The 21,506-nt window shown below is 69.9% G+C and carries 25 protein-coding genes; 12 read left to right on the forward strand and 13 right to left on the reverse strand.

What is annotated here, in order from left to right; genetic code table 11:
- The first annotated feature begins 13 nt into the window (after positions 1-13).
- The 4 genes from ACFOY6_RS08080 to ACFOY6_RS08095 all read left to right on the forward strand — a co-directional run bounded on the left by ACFOY6_RS08080 (position 14) and on the right by ACFOY6_RS08095 (position 3,185).
- Positions 14-901, forward strand: coding sequence for a transporter substrate-binding domain-containing protein (locus ACFOY6_RS08080; RefSeq protein ID WP_379631115.1), 888 nt, complete (start codon positions 14-16; stop codon positions 899-901).
- A gap of 87 nt (positions 902-988) precedes the next feature.
- On the forward strand, positions 989-1,657 hold the full coding sequence (locus ACFOY6_RS08085; protein WP_219929826.1) for an amino acid ABC transporter permease: 669 nt from the start codon (positions 989-991) through the stop codon (positions 1,655-1,657).
- Between the two features lie 12 nt (positions 1,658-1,669).
- Positions 1,670-2,350 carry an amino acid ABC transporter permease gene (locus ACFOY6_RS08090; protein ID WP_109519009.1) on the forward strand — a complete coding sequence of 227 codons (681 nt, stop codon included), beginning with the start codon at positions 1,670-1,672 and terminating at the stop codon, positions 2,348-2,350.
- Between the two features lie 49 nt (positions 2,351-2,399).
- Positions 2,400-3,185: an amino acid ABC transporter ATP-binding protein gene (locus tag ACFOY6_RS08095; RefSeq protein WP_379650051.1), complete on the forward strand. Its 786-nt coding sequence runs from the start codon at positions 2,400-2,402 to the stop codon at positions 3,183-3,185.
- 196 nt (positions 3,186-3,381) lie between these two features.
- Here the strand turns inward: ACFOY6_RS08095 and ACFOY6_RS08100 are convergent, their stop codons facing one another.
- The 3 genes from ACFOY6_RS08100 to ACFOY6_RS08110 all read right to left on the reverse strand — a co-directional run bounded on the left by ACFOY6_RS08100 (position 3,382) and on the right by ACFOY6_RS08110 (position 6,633).
- Positions 3,382-4,251, reverse strand: a complete 870-nt coding sequence (locus ACFOY6_RS08100; RefSeq protein ID WP_379631109.1) for a Kiwa anti-phage protein KwaB-like domain-containing protein — start codon at positions 4,249-4,251, stop codon at positions 3,382-3,384.
- On the reverse strand, positions 4,248-4,772 hold the full coding sequence (locus ACFOY6_RS08105) for a hypothetical protein (protein WP_379631107.1): 525 nt from the start codon (positions 4,770-4,772) through the stop codon (positions 4,248-4,250). The genes ACFOY6_RS08100 and ACFOY6_RS08105 overlap by 4 nt, the downstream gene beginning before the upstream one ends.
- Before the next feature lie 247 nt (positions 4,773-5,019).
- Positions 5,020-6,633 carry an ABC transporter substrate-binding protein gene (locus ACFOY6_RS08110; protein ID WP_379650053.1) on the reverse strand — a complete coding sequence of 538 codons (1,614 nt, stop codon included), beginning with the start codon at positions 6,631-6,633 and terminating at the stop codon, positions 5,020-5,022.
- A gap of 161 nt (positions 6,634-6,794) precedes the next feature.
- Between ACFOY6_RS08110 and ACFOY6_RS08115 the strand changes: the two genes are divergently transcribed.
- Positions 6,795-7,409 carry a deoxycytidylate deaminase gene (locus ACFOY6_RS08115; RefSeq protein WP_109516428.1) on the forward strand — a complete coding sequence of 205 codons (615 nt, stop codon included), beginning with the start codon at positions 6,795-6,797 and terminating at the stop codon, positions 7,407-7,409.
- Positions 7,410-7,508: 99 nt separating this feature from the next.
- Here the strand turns inward: ACFOY6_RS08115 and ACFOY6_RS08120 are convergent, their stop codons facing one another.
- Positions 7,509-7,952, reverse strand: coding sequence for a PRC-barrel domain-containing protein (locus ACFOY6_RS08120; RefSeq protein ID WP_379650056.1), 444 nt, complete (start codon positions 7,950-7,952; stop codon positions 7,509-7,511).
- A 163-nt stretch (positions 7,953-8,115) separates the two neighbouring features.
- On the opposite strand from ACFOY6_RS08120, the gene ACFOY6_RS08125 reads away from it, so the two are divergent.
- A complete protein-coding gene (locus ACFOY6_RS08125) occupies positions 8,116-9,765 on the forward strand; it encodes a peptide chain release factor 3 (protein ID WP_379650058.1) in 1,650 nt (549 codons plus the stop codon).
- Positions 9,766-9,793: 28 nt separating this feature from the next.
- Here the strand turns inward: ACFOY6_RS08125 and ACFOY6_RS08130 are convergent, their stop codons facing one another.
- The 5 genes from ACFOY6_RS08130 to ACFOY6_RS08150 form a co-directional block, all read right to left on the reverse strand.
- Positions 9,794-10,036 carry a hypothetical protein gene (locus tag ACFOY6_RS08130; protein ID WP_109516431.1) on the reverse strand — a complete coding sequence of 81 codons (243 nt, stop codon included), beginning with the start codon at positions 10,034-10,036 and terminating at the stop codon, positions 9,794-9,796.
- 75 nt (positions 10,037-10,111) lie between these two features.
- Positions 10,112-10,375 carry a DksA/TraR family C4-type zinc finger protein gene (locus ACFOY6_RS08135; RefSeq protein ID WP_109516432.1) on the reverse strand — a complete coding sequence of 88 codons (264 nt, stop codon included), beginning with the start codon at positions 10,373-10,375 and terminating at the stop codon, positions 10,112-10,114.
- 78 nt (positions 10,376-10,453) lie between these two features.
- Entirely contained in the window at positions 10,454-10,939 is a 486-nt protein-coding gene (locus ACFOY6_RS08140; protein WP_379650060.1) for a glutathione peroxidase, read from the reverse strand.
- 66 nt (positions 10,940-11,005) lie between these two features.
- The gene (locus ACFOY6_RS08145; protein WP_379650062.1) at positions 11,006-11,863 is read right to left on the reverse strand and encodes a DMT family transporter; all 858 of its coding nucleotides are present in this window, start codon (positions 11,861-11,863) and stop codon (positions 11,006-11,008) included.
- Positions 11,860-12,732, reverse strand: a complete 873-nt coding sequence (locus ACFOY6_RS08150; protein WP_379631093.1) for a DMT family transporter — start codon at positions 12,730-12,732, stop codon at positions 11,860-11,862. The genes ACFOY6_RS08145 and ACFOY6_RS08150 overlap by 4 nt, the downstream gene beginning before the upstream one ends.
- Before the next feature lie 175 nt (positions 12,733-12,907).
- Here ACFOY6_RS08150 and ACFOY6_RS08155 point away from each other — a divergent pair, with 175 nt between their 5' ends.
- The 3 genes from ACFOY6_RS08155 to ACFOY6_RS08165 are packed head-to-tail and all read left to right on the forward strand — an operon-like array spanning position 12,908 to position 15,347.
- Positions 12,908-13,963 (forward strand): ketopantoate reductase family protein, encoded by a 1,056-nt coding sequence (locus ACFOY6_RS08155; RefSeq protein WP_379650064.1) that lies wholly within the window; start codon positions 12,908-12,910, stop codon positions 13,961-13,963.
- Complete coding sequence (locus ACFOY6_RS08160; RefSeq protein ID WP_109516436.1) at positions 13,960-14,715, forward strand: SDR family NAD(P)-dependent oxidoreductase; 756 nt, start codon at positions 13,960-13,962, stop codon at positions 14,713-14,715. Before ACFOY6_RS08155 ends, ACFOY6_RS08160 begins: the two co-directional genes overlap by 4 nt.
- Positions 14,716-14,726: 11 nt before the next feature.
- Positions 14,727-15,347, forward strand: coding sequence for a hypothetical protein (locus ACFOY6_RS08165; protein WP_379650067.1), 621 nt, complete (start codon positions 14,727-14,729; stop codon positions 15,345-15,347).
- Positions 15,348-15,366: 19 nt separating this feature from the next.
- Here ACFOY6_RS08165 and ACFOY6_RS08170 read toward each other — a convergent pair whose 3' ends face one another.
- Entirely contained in the window at positions 15,367-15,714 is a 348-nt protein-coding gene (locus ACFOY6_RS08170; protein ID WP_379650069.1) for an Atu4866 domain-containing protein, read from the reverse strand.
- Positions 15,715-15,736: 22 nt separating this feature from the next.
- Positions 15,737-16,465: an SDR family oxidoreductase gene (locus tag ACFOY6_RS08175; RefSeq protein WP_109516439.1), complete on the reverse strand. Its 729-nt coding sequence runs from the start codon at positions 16,463-16,465 to the stop codon at positions 15,737-15,739.
- 100 nt (positions 16,466-16,565) lie between these two features.
- Here ACFOY6_RS08175 and ACFOY6_RS08180 point away from each other — a divergent pair, with 100 nt between their 5' ends.
- The gene (locus ACFOY6_RS08180; protein ID WP_379650071.1) at positions 16,566-17,453 is read left to right on the forward strand and encodes a LysR family transcriptional regulator; all 888 of its coding nucleotides are present in this window, start codon (positions 16,566-16,568) and stop codon (positions 17,451-17,453) included.
- A 22-nt stretch (positions 17,454-17,475) separates the two neighbouring features.
- Here the strand turns inward: ACFOY6_RS08180 and ACFOY6_RS08185 are convergent, their stop codons facing one another.
- Both ACFOY6_RS08185 and ACFOY6_RS08190 read right to left on the reverse strand, forming a co-directional pair.
- Positions 17,476-18,483, reverse strand: a complete 1,008-nt coding sequence (locus ACFOY6_RS08185; protein WP_379650073.1) for a Bug family tripartite tricarboxylate transporter substrate binding protein — start codon at positions 18,481-18,483, stop codon at positions 17,476-17,478.
- Positions 18,484-18,614: 131 nt separating this feature from the next.
- On the reverse strand, positions 18,615-19,784 hold the full coding sequence (locus ACFOY6_RS08190; RefSeq protein ID WP_379631081.1) for a M20/M25/M40 family metallo-hydrolase: 1,170 nt from the start codon (positions 19,782-19,784) through the stop codon (positions 18,615-18,617).
- 157 nt (positions 19,785-19,941) lie between these two features.
- On the opposite strand from ACFOY6_RS08190, the gene ACFOY6_RS08195 reads away from it, so the two are divergent.
- Together ACFOY6_RS08195 and ACFOY6_RS08200 are read left to right on the forward strand one after the other, a co-directional pair.
- A complete protein-coding gene (locus ACFOY6_RS08195; RefSeq protein ID WP_109516443.1) occupies positions 19,942-20,754 on the forward strand; it encodes a Fe(II)-2OG oxygenase family protein in 813 nt (270 codons plus the stop codon).
- Positions 20,755-20,759: 5 nt separating this feature from the next.
- A complete protein-coding gene (locus ACFOY6_RS08200) occupies positions 20,760-21,506 on the forward strand; it encodes an aspartate/glutamate racemase family protein (protein ID WP_379631076.1) in 747 nt (248 codons plus the stop codon).

A 21,506-nucleotide genomic window follows, 5' to 3' on the forward strand; every position in this document is an offset into this window, starting at 1 on the left:
CAGGGGACCGACCATGGACCAGAAGGACAAGGCCGCCGGCATGGAGCGGCGCGGGCTGTTCGGCCTGGGGGCGATGCTGGGTGGCGCCGCCGCCCTCTTCGCGCCGAAGGGGGCCGTTGCCCAGACGCTGGGCAAGAGCAAGCTCCAGGTGATCAAGGAGCGGGGCCGCCTCATCGTCGGCACCGGCAGCACCAACCCGCCCTGGCACTTCGAGGGCGCCGACGGCAAGCTGCAGGGCATGGACATCGACCTGGCGCGGCTGCTCGCCAAGTCGCTCTTCGGCGACGAGAGCAAGGTGGAGTTCGTGCTCCAGGGCTCGGACGCCCGCATCCCCTCGCTGGTCACCGACAAGGTGGACATCGTGGTGCAGTGGATGACCGTGACCCCCGGCCGTGCGCAGCAGGTGGAGTTCACCATCCCCTACTACCGCGAGGGCGTGACCCTGCTGCTGCTGGCGCGCGGCGCCAAGTACCAGAATTTCGAGGCGCTCAAGGCGGCGGGCAACGCCGTCACCATCGGCGGCATGCAGAACGTGTTCCTCACCGAGTGGGTGCGCAAGGCGCTGCCCCAGGCCAAGGTCGATGCCTTCGAGAGCCCGGACGCCACGCTGCAGGCGCTCAACGCCCGCCGCGTCGACGCCTACATGGCCGACCAGTCCGCCGCCCGCTGGCTGATGCAGCAGGCGCCGGGGCGCTTCGTCGATGCCGGATACGGCTGGATGCCCAATTCCTACGCCTCGGCCGTCAAGCCGGGGGACCCGGTTTGGCTGAACTGGGTCAACACCGTGTACAAGGAAGCCATGATGGGGGTGGATTTCGACACCTTCGCCGCCTCCTACAAGAAGTGGTTCGGCATCGAGCTGGCCACGCCCAAGATCGGCTATCCGGCCGAATTTTCCTGACCGAAGCGCCAGGGGGCGCCGCCCCCTGGACTCCCGCCGGGGTGACAGTGTCACCCCGGACCCCGCCATTCCGGGCAGCAGGGCCGCATGATCCAGTACTACTTCGATTGGAGCGTCATCACCCGCAACTGGGGGCTGTTCCTGGAGGCGCTCGCGCTGGGGCTGGGGCTGGCCGTGGTGTCGCTGCTCATCGGCAGCGTCATCGGGCTGGCGGCGGCCTATGCGCGGGTCTCGGGCAAGCGGTGGCTCTCGGGGCCGGTCTGGGCCTATGTCGAGATCATCCGCTGCACGCCGCTGCTGCTGCTGATCTTCTTCGTCTATTTCGGGCTGCCCGAATTCGGCATCTACTTCCTCGACAAGACGCAGAGCTTCATCCTCACCCTCTCGCTCTATGCGGGGGCGTATATGAGCGAGGTGTTCCGCGCCGGGCTGGCCTCCATCCCGAAGCAGTATGTGGAGGCGGCCAAGGCCATCGGCATGCGGCCCTGGCAGCGGCAGAGATGGGTGGTGCTGCCGGTGATGTTCCGCATCACCCTGCCCAGCATCAGCAACAACCTCATCTCGCTGTTCAAGGACACCTCGCTGGCCGCGGCCATCGCCATCCCGGAGCTGACCTTCGTGGCGCGGCAGATCAACGCGAACACCTTCCGCGTCATGGAGGTGTGGCTCACCGCCAGCGTCCTCTACCTCGCCACCGCCTGGCTGCTCGCCACCCTGCTGCGGCAGGTGGAGCGCCGCTACGCCACCATCCGCTGAGCGAGGACGCCGATGCTCGACTTCTCCTTCGCCCCCGGCACCTTCTGGTTCGAGGCCTGGGTGGCGCGCTTCTCCCTGCTCAACGGGCTGTGGGTGACGATGAGCGCCTCGGCGCTGACCATCCTCTTCGCCACCCTGTTCGGCGTGGCGATGGGGGTGGCGCTGGCCTATGGCTGGTGGTGGCTGCGGCTGCTGGCGCGGATCTATGTGGACTTCATGCGGGGCATCCCGATCCTGGTCCTGATCCTGTTCACCTATTACGGGCTGTCGCTGTTCGGCATCAATTTGCCGGCCTACTGGGCGGGGGTGATCGCGCTCTCCGCCTTCGCCACGGCGCATATCGCGGAGACGCTGCGCGGCGCGGTGGAATCGGTGCCGGCGGGGCAGATGGAGGCGGGCAAGGCCATCGGGCTGCGCTTCTCCCAGCGGCTGCGCTACGTGATCCTGCCGCAGGCGCTGCGGCGGATGCTGCCCCCTTGGGTGAACACCGGGCTGGAGGTGGTGAAGGGCACCACGCTGCTCTCCATCATCGGCGTGGTGGAGCTGCTGCTCACCAACCAGCAGATCGTCGCCCGCAACTACCTGATCGTCGATTTCTACCTCTTTGCCGGGCTGCTCTACCTGATGATCAACGCCACCATCGCCTGGCTCGGCGCGCGGCTGGAGCGGCGTTTCTCCTACCTCCGCTACTAGCGCGCGGAGGCCGGCAACCATGACACCACCCACACAGGCAGGAGGCCGCATGGCCGATGACGTGCTGCTGCGCGCCCAGGGCGTGCGCAAGAGCTTCGGCGCCGTGGAGGTGCTGAAGGGGATCGACCTGGAGGTGCGCCAGGGGCAGGTGGTCTCGCTGATCGGCGCCTCCGGCTCCGGCAAGACCACCTTCCTGCGCTGCGTGAACCTGCTGGAGGAGCATGATGGCGGCGAGATCCTGCTCGATGGCGAGCCGGTGGGCTACCGCACCGAAGGCGGCCGCCGGCGGCGGCTGAGCGAGACCGCCATCTCCGCCCAGCGGGCGCGGATCGGCATGGTGTTCCAGCAGTTCAACCTCTTCCCGCACCTGACGGCGGAGGAGAACGTGATGCTGGGCCTGACCAAGGTGCTGAACAAACCCAAGGCCGAGGCGCGCGACACCGCCACCCACTGGCTCTCCCGCGTCGGCCTGGCCGAGCGGCGCGGCCACTACCCCTACCAGCTCTCCGGCGGGCAGCAGCAGCGCGTGGCCATCGCCCGCGCCGTGGCGATGGAGCCGCGCCTGCTGCTGTTCGACGAGGTGACGAGCGCGCTGGACCCCGAGCTGGTCTCCGAGGTGCTGGGCGTGATGCAGGGCCTGGCCGAGAGCGGCATGACCATGCTGGTGGTGAGCCACGAGATGCTTTTTGTTCGTGAGGTCTCGCACCACGTGGTGTTCATGGACCAGGGGCGGGTGGCCCAGGCGGGGGCGCCGGAGGCGGTGTTCGGGAACCCGGAGAGCGAGAGGCTGCGGAGCTTCCTGGGGAGGTTTCACGGGATGTTTGGAAAGATTTGAGCAAAAAGCTGGGGCTGGAAATTCTCAGGCTAAGAATTATTGGCCCCTCCTTAGAAAATCTGGTTCATGTTCTAAGTGCCCGTTTGACAATGCGCCCAGACCGCAAGGGACAGTGGCGTTATCCCGCCGGCAGGCGCCACATTTTGTGGCACGATACCATTCTCAAACGGGTTCTAAATATTTTAAGAAAAGCATCTCACTCAAAAGGTCTCTTAGAGTTAGTCATGTAAAGCGCCGAACTTAATGGTGCTTGATAGATGCCGTCGTCAATAAATCTAAGAAATAATTTTGCCTCTCTTTTACTATTTGGAACAACCATCTTCCCATTACTCAAATTAATGATGAGGCCAAAATTTCCTGCTGATTTTACAATATCGGCAGGAGAGTATTTGTCTAATACCCCTGTTCTAGCTACCGCATGAACCATCTTCCTAAGGTTTTGATCAGCCATTGATTTGAAGCTATCCGTGTCCATTACTTCCAGGCTGGGATGAGAGCAGAACGAATCGATCTGTGAATCGGTGGCTTCCACATAGAATTGCTTAAGAGCAAATATTCTTTTTATATTAAAGAAGCTCTTAAATTTTAATTTTTTGTCTTCAATTATAGCGTGTATATAATTATCAAGCGTAAAAGCAGGATCGGTAAGTTCTCTGAAGGTGTTGCCGTCTAAAAGAAGCATAAATCTTCTAGAAAGTATTTGTTGCGCTGTAAATAATTGTATGGAAATTTTAAATTGCCCACCGCTGTGTAGAGGCACGAATAAAGCACGAATGTTTTCCGACTGAAAGTGTCCGCCGTCAATTTCTGGAAGGCTTACTGTGTTTGCGTCGAGAGCGGCTGCAATTAGATCAGCTTCCGCTGGCGCATCAATAACAAGCAGCTCATCAGAATCAGGCTTCCAGTCACCTGAAAAGTCAACCTCTTCCGTTATGCCATCTAGAAAAGCTGCAGTTTGCGCTTGGAAAAGGCCCTCTATTTTAGCTTGAACAGATTGAGTTAAACGAACCCTTTTAACTACTGGTTCATCATTTTTGTCTCTACAAAGTGCAAAAAGATTGCTCATTTACTGTCTCCAAGGTCTAGAAGAGTATATTCTGTGAGTTGGCCAACGCGCAATGATTTAGAAATGTTTCTCAAGTGCTTTTTGGTGATCAAGACATAGGTAACCCCTTCTGCGCCCGATATTTTGTAAAAATGCCAGCCAAGAATCCCCAACAAGGGATTGAAATGATAGCTGTATCCTGTTGCCGTTACTATTCCGAACACCAACAGGGTCGGAATCCAAAGAGACCAGTTGAGAGTGTTGATTTTATCAGTAAAAAGCGGCAACAAATACAATAGCATCAATCCGACAGTTTCTCGATCCGATGCTTCAATTGAAGTTGCTTTAAAAACAGTGGATTCAATATTTTCACGAGCGTATCCAAAAATAACTAAGCAAATCAATACGGACGCTACGCTAAAAATAGCGGACAGTCCGCCGATGAAGGGTTCATTCTGGGTGAATGCCACAAATGAATAAGTAAATCCTACAGGCGCAATTGCTGATGTAGTCAGCATAATCCGTGCAATACCACTCAGCATTTTACCTTTCCTCTACAGAAATGCTTTTCTTCCCAATATTACACAGGAAATTCTGTTTGCTCCACAATACCTTAACGAATGTGAGAAAATCAAGAACAAAAAGCGAACAAAAATAACATTTAAATAATATTCTGGTTCAAGAAGTATAGATATCAATTCAAATAAAAACAACCGCAAAATCAATCTTAAAGATGATTAACAAGGTTGTTCTAGGAAGAAATCTTCCTAGAACAACCTGTTGAATATTTTACCTCGCCTTCCTCACATTCATCGCCACCGTGTACTCATCCGCCCGCGCCTCGTAGCTCAGCCCGCCGCGCATGGCCCAGATGTTCTTCTGCATGTGCAGCGTGATCAGCCCCACATCCTCCATGGCCACGCGCATCGCCTGCTTGAAGATCTCCTCGCGCTTCTCGTCATCCGCCGTGCGCAGGCCCTCCTCCACCAGCCGGTCCACTTCCTTGTTGGAGTAGCCGCTGAAGTTGACGGTGCCGAACCCCTTCTCGGGGATGCGCGTCGTCAGGTTGCCGCGCAGCGCCGAGGAGGGCTCGCCCGAGGTCGCCCAGCCGATCAGCATGGCCGACATGTCGTTCTTCGCCTGGCGCTGCGCCAGCACGGAGAAGGGCATGGCGTCCACCGTGGTCTTCACTCCGATGCGCTGCCACATCTGGCCGATCGCCTGGATGATCTGCGCGTCGTTCACGTAGCGGTTGTTCGGCCCGATCAGCGTGATGCTGAAGCCGTTGGGGAAGCCCGCCTCGGCCAGCAGCGCCTTGGCGCGGTTGGGGTCGTAGGGCGGCGCCTTGATGTCCTCGGCCCAGCCATTGGCGCCGGGCGGCATCATCTGGCCGGTGGGCGTGCCGGCCCCCTGCATGATGCGGTCCACGATGGCCTGGCGGTTGATGCCGAGCGAGAGCGCCTGCCGCACCCGCAGGTCGCGCAGCGGGTTGCGGTCCAGCTTCTCGCCGTTCGGCCCGGTCAGGTAGGGCGAGACGTCGTGCGCCGTGTCGATCTTGAGGTAGATGGCGCGCAGGCTCGGGATCTCGGCGAAGGCGATGCCCTGGGTGCCGCGCAGGCGCGGCGTGTCGGCCGGCGGCACCACGTCGATCAGCTGCACGTCGCCCGAGAGCAGCGCCGCCACCCGCACCCCGTCATTGCTGATGAAGCGGTAGGTCACCTGGCGCCAGTCCGGCTTCTCGCCCCAGTACTCGTCGTTGCGGGTCATCACCACGCGGTCGTCGGGGGTGAAGCTCTGCAGCCGGAAGGGGCCGGTGCCGACGATCGCGCGGCCGTTGTTGAAGTCGCCCGTGCCGGCGGTCTCCATCGTCTTGGAGATGATGAAGACGTTGTTCAGATCCTGCGGCAGCAGCGGATAGACCGAGGCGGTCTTGAAGCGGATGGTGTGCGGGTCCACCACCTCATGCCCGATGATGGCGCGGGTGTAGATGGAGAAGGAGCCCGGGCTGTTCACCACGGCGGGGATGCGCTTGAGGGTGGCCACCACGTCGTCGGCGGTGAACTCGTGCCCGTCGCTGAACTTCACGCCCTTGCGCAGCTTGAACTCCCAGGTCGTGTCGTCGAGCATCGACCAGGATTCGGCGAGGCCGGGCTCGAGCTGCGCCTTGGCGTTGCGGGAGACGAGCTTATCGAAGAAGTGCTCGGCCACCATGTTGTTGGGGGAGAGCGTGTGGTAGTGCGGGTCCAGCGAGCTGGGCGGGGCGGCGACGGCCAGGCTCAGCGTGTCCGCCCCCTGGGCGGTGGCGGGGGTGGCGCCGGCCAGCGGCCCGAGGGCCATGGCCAGGGCCGAGCCCGCCAGCAGGGTGCGGCGGCGCAGCAAGGCGCGGTTGGCGGTGCTCTGCATCGGAAAACTCTCTCCAGACGAAACGTTGGCGTGGCAGCGTGTGGTCCCTGGGTGTCGCCGTGTGCCCGGCGATCGGGCGGGATTGCCGCACAGCGGAGAGGGTCCGTCAACGACTTCGTGAGCAGGGTGTTCACATCCCTGACGCAGCGGATGGGGAGCGGATGAGCAACGTCAACGCCTTCGAGGGCAGGCCGGAGAAGCTGGCGCGGTGGGACACGCGCTATATCGGCCTGGCGCACCACATCGCCCAGTGGTCGAAGGACCCGCGCGCCAAGGTCGGCGCCGTGCTGGTGAACCAGCCGCAGGCGCGCATCGTCGCCACCGGCTTCAACGGCTTCCCCTCCAATGTGGAGGACAGCGCGGAGCGGCTGCAGGACAAGGCCACCAAGCTGCGGATGATGGTGCATGCCGAGCAGAACGCGCTGCTCCATGCCGGCCATGGCGCGCGGGGGTGCGACGCCTATGTGGTGGGCAAGCCGGTGTGCAACACCTGCGCCACGCTGCTGATCCAGGCCGGGGTGCGGCGCGTGGTGGCCGCCGCCCCGCGCGAGGGCACCGCCTCCTACTGGGACCGGGTGGGGCTGCTCTCCATCGCCATGCTGCGGGAGGCGGGGGTGGAGTTCACCGCCATCAGCGGCGCCCAGCTCGACGCGCTGGGCCTGAACCGCGACGAGGCGCAGGCGGCGGAAGACCCCTTCGCGGCGCTGCAGGCGGAGTTCGACTTCGGCACCGGCCGGCTTCTCCCCCCGCCGGGAGGCGAGGGGGGCGGCGGCTAGGGCTGCTTCGCCTGGCCGCGTGAAGAGGCTGGCGAGAACAATGAGCCAGGGCCTTTTCCGCCAGGCCTTTTCCGTGCGCCGGGGCGGGCGGGAAAGGCCCTAGTCGAACTTGAACTCGGGCATCCGCTTCAGCGTCTCCTCGTTCTCGCCCGGCAACACCCAGCGCTCGCTGTATTGCAGCCGCTCATAGGGCACGGAGACCAGCCGCTCCCCCAGCCCGAGGAAGCCGCCGGTCGCGATGATGACGGTGAGCCCCCCCTCCCGGGTGAAGAGCAGGTCCTCCACCGTGCCGAGGGAGTGGTTCTCCGAGCTGGCGATGTCGGCGCCCAGCAGGCGGCTGGCCCGCCAGCGCTGGGCGTTGAGGGAGGTGGTGGCGCTGCCGGGCAGGGGCGGGGCTTGGCCGGGCCGCAGCGCGCCGGGGGCCACGCTGGCCTCGGGGTTGGCGCGGTCGCCATGGCCTTCGGTCTGGCTCTGGGCGAGGGCGGGGGCGGCGCCCAGCAGCGCGAGGGCGGCCAGCAGCGGAAGCGTGTAGCGCGGGGTCATGCCTCTAGCCTCTGTGTCGCGGGGCCCCGGTGCGGGGCGCGCACCGTCAACCCTGCGGGGCGGGGGAGGGTTTCCGCGCCCGGCCCTCGCGCCGGGCGCGGGGCAGGGCTGCGGCGGGTAGGTTTTGCCCGGCGCGCGCGCTATATCGGCTTTTTTGGCGGAGATGGATCGAGTGAGCGCGTCGGAGCAGATGGACACCGCGACCAGCCAGACGGCGGCCGAGGCCGGGCGCCGGCGCACCTTCGCCATCATCGCCCACCCCGACGCCGGCAAGACCACGCTGACCGAGCAGCTGCTGCTGCTGGGCGGCGCCATCCAGATCGCCGGCGCCGTGCGCGCCAAGGGCGAGCGGCGCCGCACCCGCTCGGACTGGATGAAGATCGAGCAGGACCGCGGCATCTCGGTCGCCACCTCGGTGATGACCTTCGAGTATGCCGGCCAGGTGTTCAACCTGCTCGACACGCCAGGCCACGAGGATTTCTCCGAGGACACCTACCGCACCCTCTCGGCGGTGGACGCCGCGGTGATGGTGATCGACGCCGCCAAGGGCATCGAGGCGCAGACCCGCAAGCTGTTCGAGGTCTGCCGCCTGCGCGACATCCCGATCGTCACCTTCATCAACAAGATGGACCGCGAGGCGCGGGAGCCGCTGGAACTGCTCGACGAGATCGAGAAGACCCTGGCGCTGGACGTGACGCCGGCCACCTGGCCGGTCGGCTCGGGCGGCACCTTCGCGGGGGTGTACGACCGGCACGACAACAGCCTGCGCCTCGTCGCCGAGGGCGGCGAGCGGCGCGAGGCGCTGGACGGGCCCCAGGATGCGCGGATCGACGGGCTGCTGCCGCACGGCCAGGGCGACGTGCTGCGCGAGGGGATAGAGCTGGCCTCCGTCTACCCCGAGTTCGACCTCGCCTCCTTCCGCGAGGGGCACCTGACGCCGGTCTATTTCGGCTCGGCGCTGCGCGGCTTCGGGGTGCGGCACCTGCTGGATGGCCTCGCGCAGTTCGCGCCGCCCCCCTCCGCCCGCCGGGCCGACGCCCGCACCGTGGCGCCGGAGGAGGAGAAGCTCACCGGCTTCGTCTTCAAGATCCAGGCCAACACCGACCTCAACCACCGCGACCGCGTGGCCTTCCTGCGCATCTGCTCCGGGCGGCTCCGCAAGGGGGCGCGGCTGAAGCAGGTGCGCACCGGTAAGAGCATCCCGGTCAACGCGCCGCTGTTCTTCTTCGCCAAGGAGCGGCAGGTGGCGGAGGAGGCCTGGCCGGGCGACGTGGTGGGCATCGCCAACCATGGCGTGCTGCGCATCGGCGACACGCTGACCGATGGCGAGGCGCTGAACTTCCGCGGCGTGCCGAGCTTCGCGCCCGAGATCCTGCGCCGCGTGCGGCTCGACGACCCGATGCTGGCCAAGAAGCTGCGCAAGGCGCTGGACCAGCTGGCCGATGAGGGGGTGGTGCAGGTGTTCCGCCCGCTCGACGGCAGCCAGCCGGTGGTCGGCGTGGTCGGCCAGCTCCAGCTCGACGTGCTGAGCAGCCGCATCCAGGCGGAATACGGGGTGCACATCACCTTCGAGAACACCTCCTGGTCCTCCCTGCGCTGGGTGGCGACGAAGGAGGACGGGCCGCAGGACCGCGCGGTGCTGGACCGCTTCCTGCGCACCGCGCCGAGCCAGATGGCCGAGGACCACGACAACGAGCCGGTGGCCTTCTTCACCTCCGACTGGGGCCGCAAGCGGGCGGAGGAGGAATGGCCGCAGCTCCGCTTCCTGGCCCTGCGCGAGCAGCACGGGGTGGAAGGGGCGGCCGCCGCCTGAGGCGCCGCCCCCCGGCCTGTCCCGCCCCTCAGCCCGGCGCGGCGTGGCTGGCGGCGTGGTGGGCGGGCGGGGTGCGGTTGCGCTGCCACTGGCGCTGCACCTCGTCATTCACCGCATCCGCCGTCTGGCCAGGGGTGACGACGACCTCCGCCCCGTTCAGGCGGAAGCGGTAGGGCAGGTTGTGGCGGTTGGCCTTCTCGACGCAGCGCGCGATGACGTGCGGCAGGTAGTCGCTCTCCGTCGTGCGGTAGTCCTGGATCTCGTCGCTCATGGCGGCCTCCCTGTTCTGTTTCGGGAAGCCTAGCCGGGCGCGCCGCGCCGAATCACGCAGAACTTCGCGAGCGGCTCACTTCAGCTGGCTGTCCTTGCTGCCGCGGCGGTTGATGCCGAACTGCGCCGGGCGGCGGTCCAGCGCGGACTGGCAGCCGACGCAGGTGCGCGCCCCGGGCAGGGCGCGGCGCCGCGCGGCGGGGATCGGCTCGCCGCATTCCACGCAATGCAGCTCGCCCTCGCCGGCGGGCATGCGGGCGCGGGCGCGCCGGATGCCGTCCGTCACCGTGTCGTCGATCTGCTCCTGCACCGCGCCGTCGGGCGCCCATCCGCTGGCCATGGCCGCGCTCCCGCTGTCTTGTTGCCGCGTGGCGTTCAGATGGGGCGCGGGGGCGGCGGCGCCAAGCGGCGGGGGCCCCTAGAGCAGCGCCTCGATGGCGCCGCGCAGCTTCGCCGGGGGCGTGGCGGGGGCGAAGCGGCCCGCCACCCGGCCCTGCCGGTCGAGCAGGAACTTGGTGAAGTTCCACTTGATGGCCTCCGTGCCCAGCAGCCCCGGCTGCTGCGCCTTCAGGTGGCGGAACAGCGGGTGCGCGCCGTCGCCATTCACCTCCACCTTGGCGAAGAGCGGGAAGCTGGCCTGGAAGCGCGTCTCGCAGAACTGCGCGATGCTGGCATCGTCCCCCGGCTCCTGCCGGCCGAACTGGTTGCAGGGGAAGGCCAGCACGCTGAAGCCGCGCGGCCCGTAGTCGCGCTGCAATTCCTCCAGCCCCGCATATTGCGGCGTGAAGCCGCAGGCGCTGGCGGTGTTGACCACCAGCAGCACCTGCCCGGCGAATTCGGCGAGCGGCGTCTCCCGCCCGTCGGAGCGGCGCGCGGAAAAGGCGGCGAGGGGCGAGTCGGTCATGCGCGGGAATCTCCGGTGCTGTGGCTTGGGGGCGGATATGGGGGCGGGGCGCGGCCCTGCGCCCCCCTACCGGCTGCCCTGGCGCGTGATGGTGATGGCGCTGCCCACGATCAGCACGGCGCCGGCCAGCAGCCAGCCATCGGCCGCCTCGGCGAAGAGCAGCGCCCCGGCGAGCGCGGCGAAGACCAGCCGCACATAGGAGAGCGGCGCCACCACCGAGGCATCGGCCAGGCGCAGGGCGGTGATCCACAGATGCATCCCCGCCGGGCCGAGCAGCCCGGCGCCCACCAGCAGCAGCAGGTTGGTCCAGCCCGGCCAGGCGAGGCCGGGCAGGGCGAGGGGCAGCGTGCCGGCGGTGGCGATCAGGCCGATATAGAGCATGATCGTCTCGGTCCGCTCGGTGCGGGCGAGCGCCTTGGTGGTCAGCACGATGCCGGCGCCGCCCAGCGCCGAGCCGAGCGAGGCCGCCAGCGGCCAGTCCAGCGGCAGCACGCCCGGCCGCACCACCAGCAGCACGCCGAGGAAGCCCACCAGCGTGGCCAGCCAGCGCCGGCGGCCGACGCGCTCGCGCAGCAGCGGCCCGGCCAGGGCGGTGACGAACAGCACCGAGGTGAAGGAGAGCACCGTGGCGGTGGCCAGCGGCAGCCGCGCGAAGCCCACATAGTAGAGCCCCCAGCTGACGAAGCTGAGCACCCCGCGCAGCCCCTGCATCACGGGCTGGCGGGTGCGGAGCAGCCCCATCCCCTCCCGCCCCCAGGCGGGCAGCACCCAGGCGATCTGCCCCAGGGTGCGCGCCAGCAGGATGGTGGCGACGGGCACCTCCGTCAGGCACTTCACCAGCACCGTCTCCAGGTTGAAGATGAAGGCGGCGAGGGTGGTGAGCAGCGCGGCGCGCAGCAGCGGCGAGGGCAGGGCGGCGGTCACCGGCGGCGGGCCTCGGCCAGGCTCACCAGCAGGGCGCCGGCCAGCACCACGGCGGCGCCGGCCCAGGCCATGCCGTCCGGCGCCTCGGCGTAGAGCAGCCAGCCGAGGCCGGCCAGCACCGGCAGGCGCAGGTACTGGAAGGGCGCCACGGCCGATGCCTCGCCGGCGCGGAAGGCCTCGGTGGTCAGCCACAGGATGCCCGGCGTCACCACCGCCAGCAGCCCCAGCCCGAGCAGGTCCACCGCCCCGAGCGGCCGCCACTGCCACAGCGCCAGCGGCAGGATGCCGAGCGAGGTGATGATGCCGACCCAGCCGATGATGGTGAGCGTGCCCTCGGTGCGCGTCAGCATGCGGGAGGAGAGGGTGATGCCGCACCAGGTCAGCGCCGCCACCAGCGCCACCGCCACGCCGGGCAGCGAGGTCTCCGCCCCCGCCCCCTCCCAGGGCCGCAGCATCACCGCGATGCCGGCCAGCCCCACCAGCGTGCCGGCCCAGCGCGCCGCGCCCACCCGCTCGCGCAGCACGGGGCCGGCCAGCAGGGTGGTGAACATGACGTTGGTGAAGGAGAGCACCGTGGCGGTGGCGAGGTCGAGCAGCGTCAGCGAGACGTAGTAGAGCCCCCAGGTGAGCAGCGAGCAGACGCCGCGCAGCGCGTGCAGCGCCGGCTTCGCCGTGCGCAGCACGCCGGGTCCGGCCGCCAGCAGCGCCGGCGCCACCCAGACGACCTGACCCAGGCAGCGGAACAGCAGTTGCGTGGAGAGGGGGATGCCGCGGGCGCTGAGCCAGCGGATCATCAATGCCTCATAGGCGAAGAGCAGCGCCGCGCCGGCCATCAGGGCGGCGCCGCGCAAATTGCCGGGCAGGGTCATTCCACGCGCCACAATGCCCGCGGGCGGCGGCGGCCAAAAGGGGCGGGGCGCGGGAATCTCCGCCCCCCCCCGCACCCCGGCGCCCCGGGGCGGCCGCTCCGGCGCGCAGGGCGGATTGACGCCTCCCCCCGCCGCGCCCAGCCTTCCGCCCCGCATCGAGAGAGGAATCGGCGGCATGGTCCTGAAGCAGGAGAGCGCGGCGGCGGAGGGGATGGCGGGGCCGATCCTGGTCTGGGGCGCGGGGGCCATCGGCGGCACGGTGGGCGCCGCGCTGGTGCGCGCCGGCCATGCCGTGGTGTTCGTCGACATCGAGGCCGAGCATGTCGCCGCCATCCGCGACCCGGCGCGGGGCCTGGCCATCGAGGGGCCGCTGGAGAACTATACCATCCACGCCCCCGCCTTCACGCCGGAGGCGCTGCGCGGCCGCTACGCCCGCGTGCTGCTCTGCGTGAAGGCGCAGCACACCGAGGCCGCCGCCCGCGCCCTGCTGCCGCACCTGGCGGAGGATGGCTACGTGGTCTCCCTGCAGAACGGGCTGTGCGAGCCGATCATCGCCTCCGTGGTGGGAGAGGCGCGGACCATCGGCGCCTTCGTCAACTTCAGCGCCGACTGGCTGGCGCCGGGCAAGGTCCTCTATGGCGGGCGCGGCGCCGTGGTGCTGGGCGAGCTGGATGGCAGCGAGAGCGCGCGGCTCGAATCGCTGCACCGGCTGCTGCGCCTGTTCGAGCCGGATGCCATCACCACGCCGAACCTTGCCGGCTATCTCTGGGGCAAGCTCGGCTATGGCGCGCTGCTGTTCGCGCAGGCGGTGGGGGAGAAGGGCATCGCCGACTGCCTGGAGCGGCCCGAGCTGCTGCCGCTGTGGCGGGCGCTGGGCGGCGAGGTGATGCGCGTGGCCGCGGCCGAGGGCGTGGTGCCGCGCGGCTTCAACGGCTTCGAGCCGCATGCCTTCGCCCCCGGTGGAACCGAGGCGGAGGCGCGCGCCAGCGTCGCGGCGATGGTCGCCTTCAACCGGCCCAACGCCAAGACCCATTCCGGCATCTGGCGCGACCTGTGGGTGCGCCGCCGCACCACCGAGGTGGATGCGCAGCTCGCCCCCGTGGCCGAGGCCGGGCGCCGCCACGGCATCCCCACCCCCGCGCTGGACCGGCTGATCGGCCAGATCCACGAATGCGAGCGCGGCACCCGCGCCATGGACGACGCCAACCTGACGGAGATGCTGCCGGCATGAACATCCGCTTCGACAATGTGGTGGTCGCCGTCACCGGCGGCGGGCACGGCTTCGGCCGCGTCATCGCACGGGACTTCGCGGCGATGGGCGCGCGCGTCTTCGCCTGCGACCTCTCGGCCGCGGAGCTGGCCGAGACGGCGGGCGAGAGCGGCATCCGCACCGAGGCCTTCGACCTCACCGCCCCCGGCGCGGCGCGGGGCTGGATCGGCCGCGTGGTGGCCGAGGCGGGTGCGCCGGTCGGCGTGCTGGTGGCCAATGCGGGCGGCGTGCGCGGCCAGGTGATGCGCCCGGTGGACGAGGTGCCGGAAGCCGACTGGCACGCCATCTTCGACATCAACCTGCATGCCTGCTTCAACCTCTGCGCCGCCGCCGCGCCGGGCATGAAGCAGGCGGGGCGCGGCGCCATCGTCACCATCTCCTCCGGCGCCGGGCTGCAGCGCAGCCTGACCGGCATCCAGGCCTACTGCTCGGCCAAGCACGGGCTGGTGGGGCTGACGCGGCAGCTGGCGCATGAGCTCGGGCCGCACGGCATCCGGGTGAACTCGGTGGCGCCGGGCTTCATCCCCTCCAACCCCGCCTCCATCGCGCAGTTCGAGAGCTACGGCGCCGAGGGGCAGCAGCGGCTGGTGGAGGGCATCGCGCTACGCCGGCTCGGCGAGGCGCAGGACATCGCCGACGCCGTCACCTTCCTGGCCAGCGACCGCGCCAAGTGGATCAGCGGCCAGATCCTCAGCGTGGACGGGGGAAAATGAAGAAGGCCCGCTTGGCGCTGTACGCCGGCGGCACGCTGGCGGTGGCCTGGCTCGGGCTGGTGTGGCTGGAGGCGAGCGGGCCGTATCTGCTGCCCCGGTCGGTGCTGGGCGGGATCGGCATGCTGGCCTACGCCGCCGTCGCCGTGGCGCTCTGCTGCTGGGCGGCGGTGCGGGGCGGATGGCATTGGGCGGCGGCCCTGGCCGGGGTTCCGATGGTGCTCCTCGTGGGCCTGGTCATGGTGGGGCTGGTGGAGCTGTTCACCGCGCGCGCGGTGCTGGCCGAGGTCACGCTGCCCGATGGCCGCCGTCTGCGGCTGACCCAGGAGCCGGTGCCCACGGACACGGTGTATGGGCTGTGGCAACCGGATGGCCTCCGCTGGCGGCGGGCCCTGCCGGAGATGGCGCTCGGCTATTCGGAGGATGGCCGGTTCACGGAGGAACCCGGCCTGGCGCTGTCGCCGGACAGGCAATTCCTGGCGGTGCGGCGCGGCGGGTTCTGGATGGACTGCATCCGCGTCGCTCCGGTGCTGGAGACATGCTCCCCTCCGGCCATAAGCTGGCAGTCGCCCGCCGCCGCATTCGCCGCCCGCTCGCGGCGGATCGCGGCGCTGGCCGGCCTGCCCGCCGAATGAAGGGCAGGCCGCCCGCGCCTCAGCAGCCGCGCGCCGGCGGCGTTTCGCGCTGGCGGTGCAGCACCATGCCGCCATGGTGCAGCACACCGTCGATGAAATCGCCATCGGCGGTGAAGCCGGTGTCGTCCCAGTATTCGATGTGGCTGCCGGCCACCGCGTAGCGGCCCTTGTAGGCGCATTCGCGCCCGCCACGGGCTTCCTCGTAGCGCCCGTTGGGCAGCAGGTGGTGGCGTATGCGGCCATCCGCCGTCACCCACATTCCGGCATAGGGGTGGGTGGCGGCCGTCTCGGCCGCCGCGGCGGGGGCGCCGGCCAGCATCGACAGCAGGGGGGCAGCCAGCAGGGGGAGGGCGCGGGCGATGGTCATGGCTTTGTTCCTTCCTCCGGTCTCAGCCACGGGCGGCGGTGGGGCGGATGACGATCTCGCTGACATCCACATCCGCCGGCTGCGCGATGGCGTAGCGCACGGCGCGGGCGATGGCGTCGGGCTTCAGGGCGATGGCGCGGTAGTCGCGCATCATCGCCGCCGCGGCGGGGTCGGTGATGGTGGCGGCGAGGTCGCTCTCCACCACGCCGGGGTGGATGCAGGTGACGCGCAGCGCGTCATGCTCCTGCCGCAGCCCGTCCGAGAGGGCGCGCACGGCGAATTTCGTGGCGCAGTACACCGCCGCCGTCGGCACCACCGAGAGCGCGCCGATCGAGGCGATGTTGACGATGTGCCCGGCGCGGCGCGCGCTCATCTCCGGCAGCACGGCGGCGATGCCGTTGAGCACGCCCTTGATGTTCACCTCCACCATGCGGTCCCACTCATCGACCTTCATCGCGGCCATGGGCGAGAGCGGCATGATGCCGGCATTGTTGACCATCACGTCGACCGGCCCCCAGGCTTCGGCCGCCGCCTCGGCCAGGGCGCGGACATCCTCGCGCCGCGTCACGTCCGCCGGCCGCGCCAGGGCGGTATGGCCCGCCGCGCGCAGCGCCGCCACGATGGCCTCCAGCCGCTCCGTCCGGCGGGCGCCGAGCATCACCCGCGCGCCGGCGCCGGCCAGCTCTCGGGCGATGGCCTCGCCGATCCCGCCCGAGGCGCCGGTGACCACCACAACCTTTCCGTCCAGCATTGTCCGCTCCTTCGCTTCCGGGACGGGGGTGAAGCTAGGGAGGCTGGACCGGTGGCGGAATTCGCCTATTGCTGCATGCGCCGGTAAGCAGGGATTACCAATGACGCCCGACCTCAAGGCCCTGCCCGCCTTCCTCGCCGTGGCGGAGACGCGCAGCTTCCGCGCCGCCGCCGAGCGGCTCGGCGTCACCCGCCCGGCGGTCAGCCAGGCGATCGGCGGGCTGGAGGCGGATCTCGGCCAGGCGCTGTTCCGCCGCACCACCCGCAGCGTCAGCCTGACCGAGGCGGGGGAGGCGCTGCACCGCGCCGTGGCGCCGGCCATGGCCGAGATCGGCACCGCGCTGCGCACCGCGCGGGACCGGGAGGCGCGGCCGGGCGGCCAGCTCCGCCTCGCCGTCTCCTCCATCGCCGAGGAATTCCTGGCCGGGCCGATGCTGGCCGCCTACGCCGCCGCCTGCCCCGGCGTGCAGATCGACATCACCGTGACCGACGAGGAGCACGACATCGTCGCCGGGGGCTTTGATGCCGGGGTGCGGCTGGGCGAGGTGATCGAGCAGGACATGGTCGCCATCCCCGTCTCCGGCCCGCAGCGTCAGCTCGCCGTCTGCGCGCCGGCCTATCTGGCGCGGGCGGGGCGGCCGGCGCATCCGCGCGAGCTGGCGCGGCACCGCTGCATCGGCTGGCGGCCGGCGCCGGGCGTAGCACCCTATCGCTGGGAGTTCGCCGAGGGGGGGCGGGATTTCGCCGTGGCGGTGCAGCCGGAGATCACCACCAACGAGATGGGGCTGATGATCCGGCTGGCCCTGGCCGGGGCGGGCATCACCTTCGGCATGGCGGAGAGCTTCCGGCCCCATCTCGAGCGCGGCGCGCTGGTGCCGGTGCTGGAGGAGTTCTGCCCGCGCTTCCCGGGCTTCTACCTCTACTTCCCCAGCCGGCGGAACCTGGCGCCGAAGCTGCGGGCGCTGGTGGATCTCCTCCGCGCCCGCTGAGGCTCCCGCCGAACGCTGGCGCTCAGTCCGCCGTGGCGCCGCTGGCGCGCACCAGCGGCACCCAGAAATCCAGCTCGCTCCGCAGGAAGGCGGCGAAATCCTCCGGCGTGCCCTTCTCGATCGGCGGCAGCTCCATCTCCCGCAGCCGCTGCGCGGTGGCCGGCTCGGTGACGGCGGCGCGCACCGCCGCGTTCATCCGCGCCACGATGGGCGCGGGCGTGCCGGCGGGGGCGAAGACGCCGAACCAGCTATAGGCCTTGTAGCCGGGCAGCCCGGCCTCGGCGGCGGTCGGCACCTCGGGCATCAGGGCGGAGTGCTGGTCGGTGGCGATGGCCAGGCAGCGCAGCGCGCCGGCCTTGTGGTGCGGCGCGATCAGCGCCGGCGTGTCGAAGGCGATGGCGACCTGGCCGGCCAGCAGGTCGTTCAGCATCGGCGCGCTGCCGCGATAGGGCACATGCGTGGCCTCGGCGCCGATGGTGTTGAGGAAGCTCACCGCGGCGATGTGCGCCGAGCCGCCCGCGCCGCCCGTGCCATAGGCGTATTGGCCCGGATTGGCCTTCAGCAGCGCGACCAGCCCGGCCAGGGTGGTGACGCCGAGCGCCGGATGCACGGTGATGCAGATGGGCACCAGAACGGTGGGCGCGACCGCGACGAAATCCTTCACCGGGTCGTAGGGCAGCCGCTCGCGGTAGAGGCCCACCGCCAGCACATGGGTGGAGATGGTGCCCATCAGGAAGGTGGAGCCGTCGGCCGGGGCCTTGGCCACGGCGTCGGAGCCCAGCGTGCCGCCGGCGCCGGCGCGGTTCTCGATGACGACGGGCTGGCCCAGCACCTCCTGCATCCGCGGCGCCAGCAGGCGGGCCGAGACATCGGTGCTGCCGCCGGCGGCGAAGGGCACCACCATGCGCACCGGGCGGCTGGGCCAGGCGGGCGTGGCCGTCGCCTGGGCGCGGGCGGGGTGCGGGGCGGGAAGCACCGCAGCCGCCCCCAGGGTGGCGGGCAGCATCAGGGTCGCGCGGCGGGACAGCATCGGGGCGGGTTCCGGTGTGGGGAAGCGCGGATGCTGCGGCGCGGCAAGGCAGGCGTCAACGGGGCGGAGTCGGCGGGGCGGCCGCCGCGTGCCGCCGCTTGCCCCCCTGTCGGCCCCGCGCCCGGCCGGCCTCAGACGCTGGCCAGCAGCCCGGCGAAGAGCCGCGCGCGCGGCACCAGGCTGTCGATCAGCAGGTGCTCCTGCAGGGTGTGGATGCCCGCCCCCTGCACGCCCAGCCCGTCCAGCGTGGGGATGCCCATGGCGCCGGTGAAGTTGCCGTCCGAGCCGCCGCCGGCGCTCTGGTGGCTGATGGCGAAGCCGAGCTTGGCCGCCAGCCCCTTCGCCGTGGCGTAGAGGCCCATGGTGTTGGCATCCGGCTCCCACACCGGGCGGGTCACGCCGCGCCGCACCGCGAGCTGCACGTCGGCGGCGCCGGCGGCGAGGCCGAGCATCCGCTCCACGGCCTGGTCGAGGTCGGCCTGCCGCTTGGCCATGGTCAGCGCCTCGGCGTCGCAATGGGTGGCCACGCAGTTCACCCACTGCCCGCCCTGCACCACGCCCACCGAGAAGGTGCAGGCCTCGGTGGTCATCGCCTCGATCGCCAGCACCTGCCGGCACATCTCGCGGATGGCGCTGCGCCCGTCGGAGAGGGCGGAGCCGGCATGGCTGGGCCGGCCCGTGGTGCGCAGGTTGAAGCGGGCGATGGCGTAGCGGCCCGTCACCACGCCGCCATCGGGGCGGGCGGGCTCGGGCACCAGCACCACCTCGTGCCGCGCCGCCTCGGCCTCGATCAGGTCGCGCGTCGAGGGGCTGCCGATCTCCTCGTCGCTGGTCAGCAGGAAGGTGACGGGGCGGCGCGTGGCGATGCCGGCCTGCACCATCGCGGCCATCGCCTGCAGCGCGATGTAGGTGCCGCCCTTCATGTCGCAGATGCCGGGGCCGAAGGCGCGCTCGCCCTCGACGCGGTAGGGCAGGGCGCCGAGCGTGCCGACGGGGTGGACGGTGTCGAGATGCGCCAGCACCAGGATGCCGCCCTCCATCTCGCCATCCGGGTGCGGGAAGCGGGCGCGCACGCAGTCGCCGAGGCCCATCCGGCCGGGGATGCGCTCGACGCGGGCGCCGAGCAGCGCCAGGTCGCGCGAGGCCAGCGACATCATGCGGTTGACGGCGGCGGCGTCGAAGGTGGGGCTCTCGCACTCCACCCAGGGGCGCAGCCCCTCCAGCAGCGCGGTGGCCTCGAAGGGCAGGGCCAGGGCGCGCTGGGCCTCCGGCTGTTCGGTACGGGTCTCGGTGGCGTCCATGGCGTTCTTCTCTCCCGGCTGGGTCGGCGCGAAGGGTGGTGCAGCCTGCGGCGGGGCGGGGGCGGGTGGCAAGGGGGGCGGGCCGGCAAAGCGGCGGCGGGACCCCGCGGAAGCGCGATGATGCATCCCGCGCCGTCCCTGCTAAACATGGCCGCTGATGACCGAACTCTCTCCCCCCCGCCGGATCGCCCCGCAGACCGGCCCGCATCTGTGGCTGGGCAGCAGCCTGAGCCCGGCCGACTGGATGCTGCCGCTCGGCGGCGAGATCGCGGCCGAGATCGAGGCGGCGCTCTCCACCCCCGGCACCGTCCTGGCGCGGCTGGACCCGCTGCTGGCGCAGCTGGCCGGGCGGCTGGCGCATGGGCTGGGCTTCGCGCTGCTGCGCGGCCTGCCGCTGCCGCCCGAGCCCGCCGTGCTGCTGGGCCTGCTGGGCAGCCGCATGGGCCGCCCCGTCCATGCCCCGCCGCCCGCGGGCCCGCCCGACGGCCTCTGGCACACCGAGCCCTGCGACGCGCTGCTGCTGCTCTGCCGCGAGGCGGTGGAGGTGACGCTGCTCTCCGCCGCCGCGCTGCACAACGCGCTGCTGAAGAACGACCGCGCCGCGCTGGAGGTGCTCTACCGCGCCCTGCCGCATTTGGCGCCGGAGCCGCCGGGGCCGCATTTGGCGCCGGAGCCGCCGGGCCGGCGCCTGCCGGTCTTCGCCGTGACCAGCGGCGTGTTCGCCGCCCGCTGCGACCGCGCGACACTGGACGCCGAGGCCTGCGGCGGCGCGCTCGGCGCGCTGGACGAGGCGGCGGCCACGCCGGGGCTGGCGTTGAAGCTGCCGCTGCGGCCGGGCGACCTGCTCTGCGTCAATCCCTTTCTGGTCTGGGCCTCCCGCGTGCCCGGCCTGTCGGCGCTGCCGCTGGTGATGCCCAGCTCGCGCCTCTCGGACGGCGCCTTCGCGGCGCTGCACGCGGCGGAGGGCTGAGGGCGATGCGCATCCTGGTGGCCAATGCCAACACCAACGCGGCGATCACCGCGCGCTGCGCCGAGGCGGCGCGCGCCGCCGCCGCGCCGGGCACCGAGATCGTCCCCGCCACGCCGCGCTTCGGCGCCGCGGCCATCTCCACCCGGGCGGAGAACATCGTCGCCGGCCACGCGCTGCTGGAGCTGCTGGCGGAACATGCCGGGCAGGTGCAGGCGGTGGTGCTGGCCGTCAGCCACGACACGGCGCTGGAGGGGGCGCGCCAGCTCATGCCCTGCCCGGTGCTGGGCATGACCGAGGCGGCCTGCCTCGTCGCCTGCACCACCGGGGCGCGCTTCGGGCTGGTGACGCTGGGCAGTGCCGAGACCTACCGGGAGCTGGTGGCACGGCATGGCCTCTCCGGCCGCCTCTCCGGCCTGGAGGGCGTGGCGATGACGCCGCAGCAGGCGGTGGCGGACCCGGCCGCGGCCAAGGCGATGCTGCGCGGCGCCATCGGCCGGCTGGTGGAGGGCGGCGCCGATTCGGTCATCCTCGGCGGCGCGGCGCTGGCCGGCATGGCGGCGGAGCTGTCGGCGGAGGACCCGCAGGGGCCGCCCGTGCCGCTGCTGGACGGCATCGCCTGCGGGGTGAAGCTGGCCGAGGCGCTGGCCGGGCTCGGCCTGCCGCGGCCGCGCGCCGGCAGCATGGCGCCGCCCCAGGGGCGGGTGACCAGCGGCCTCTCCGGCCCCCTGGCGCGGCTGCTGGCCGGCGGCTGA

This window comes from Teichococcus aestuarii (assembly GCF_042651065.1).
GTDB lineage: Bacteria > Pseudomonadota > Alphaproteobacteria > Acetobacterales > Acetobacteraceae > Pseudoroseomonas > Pseudoroseomonas aestuarii.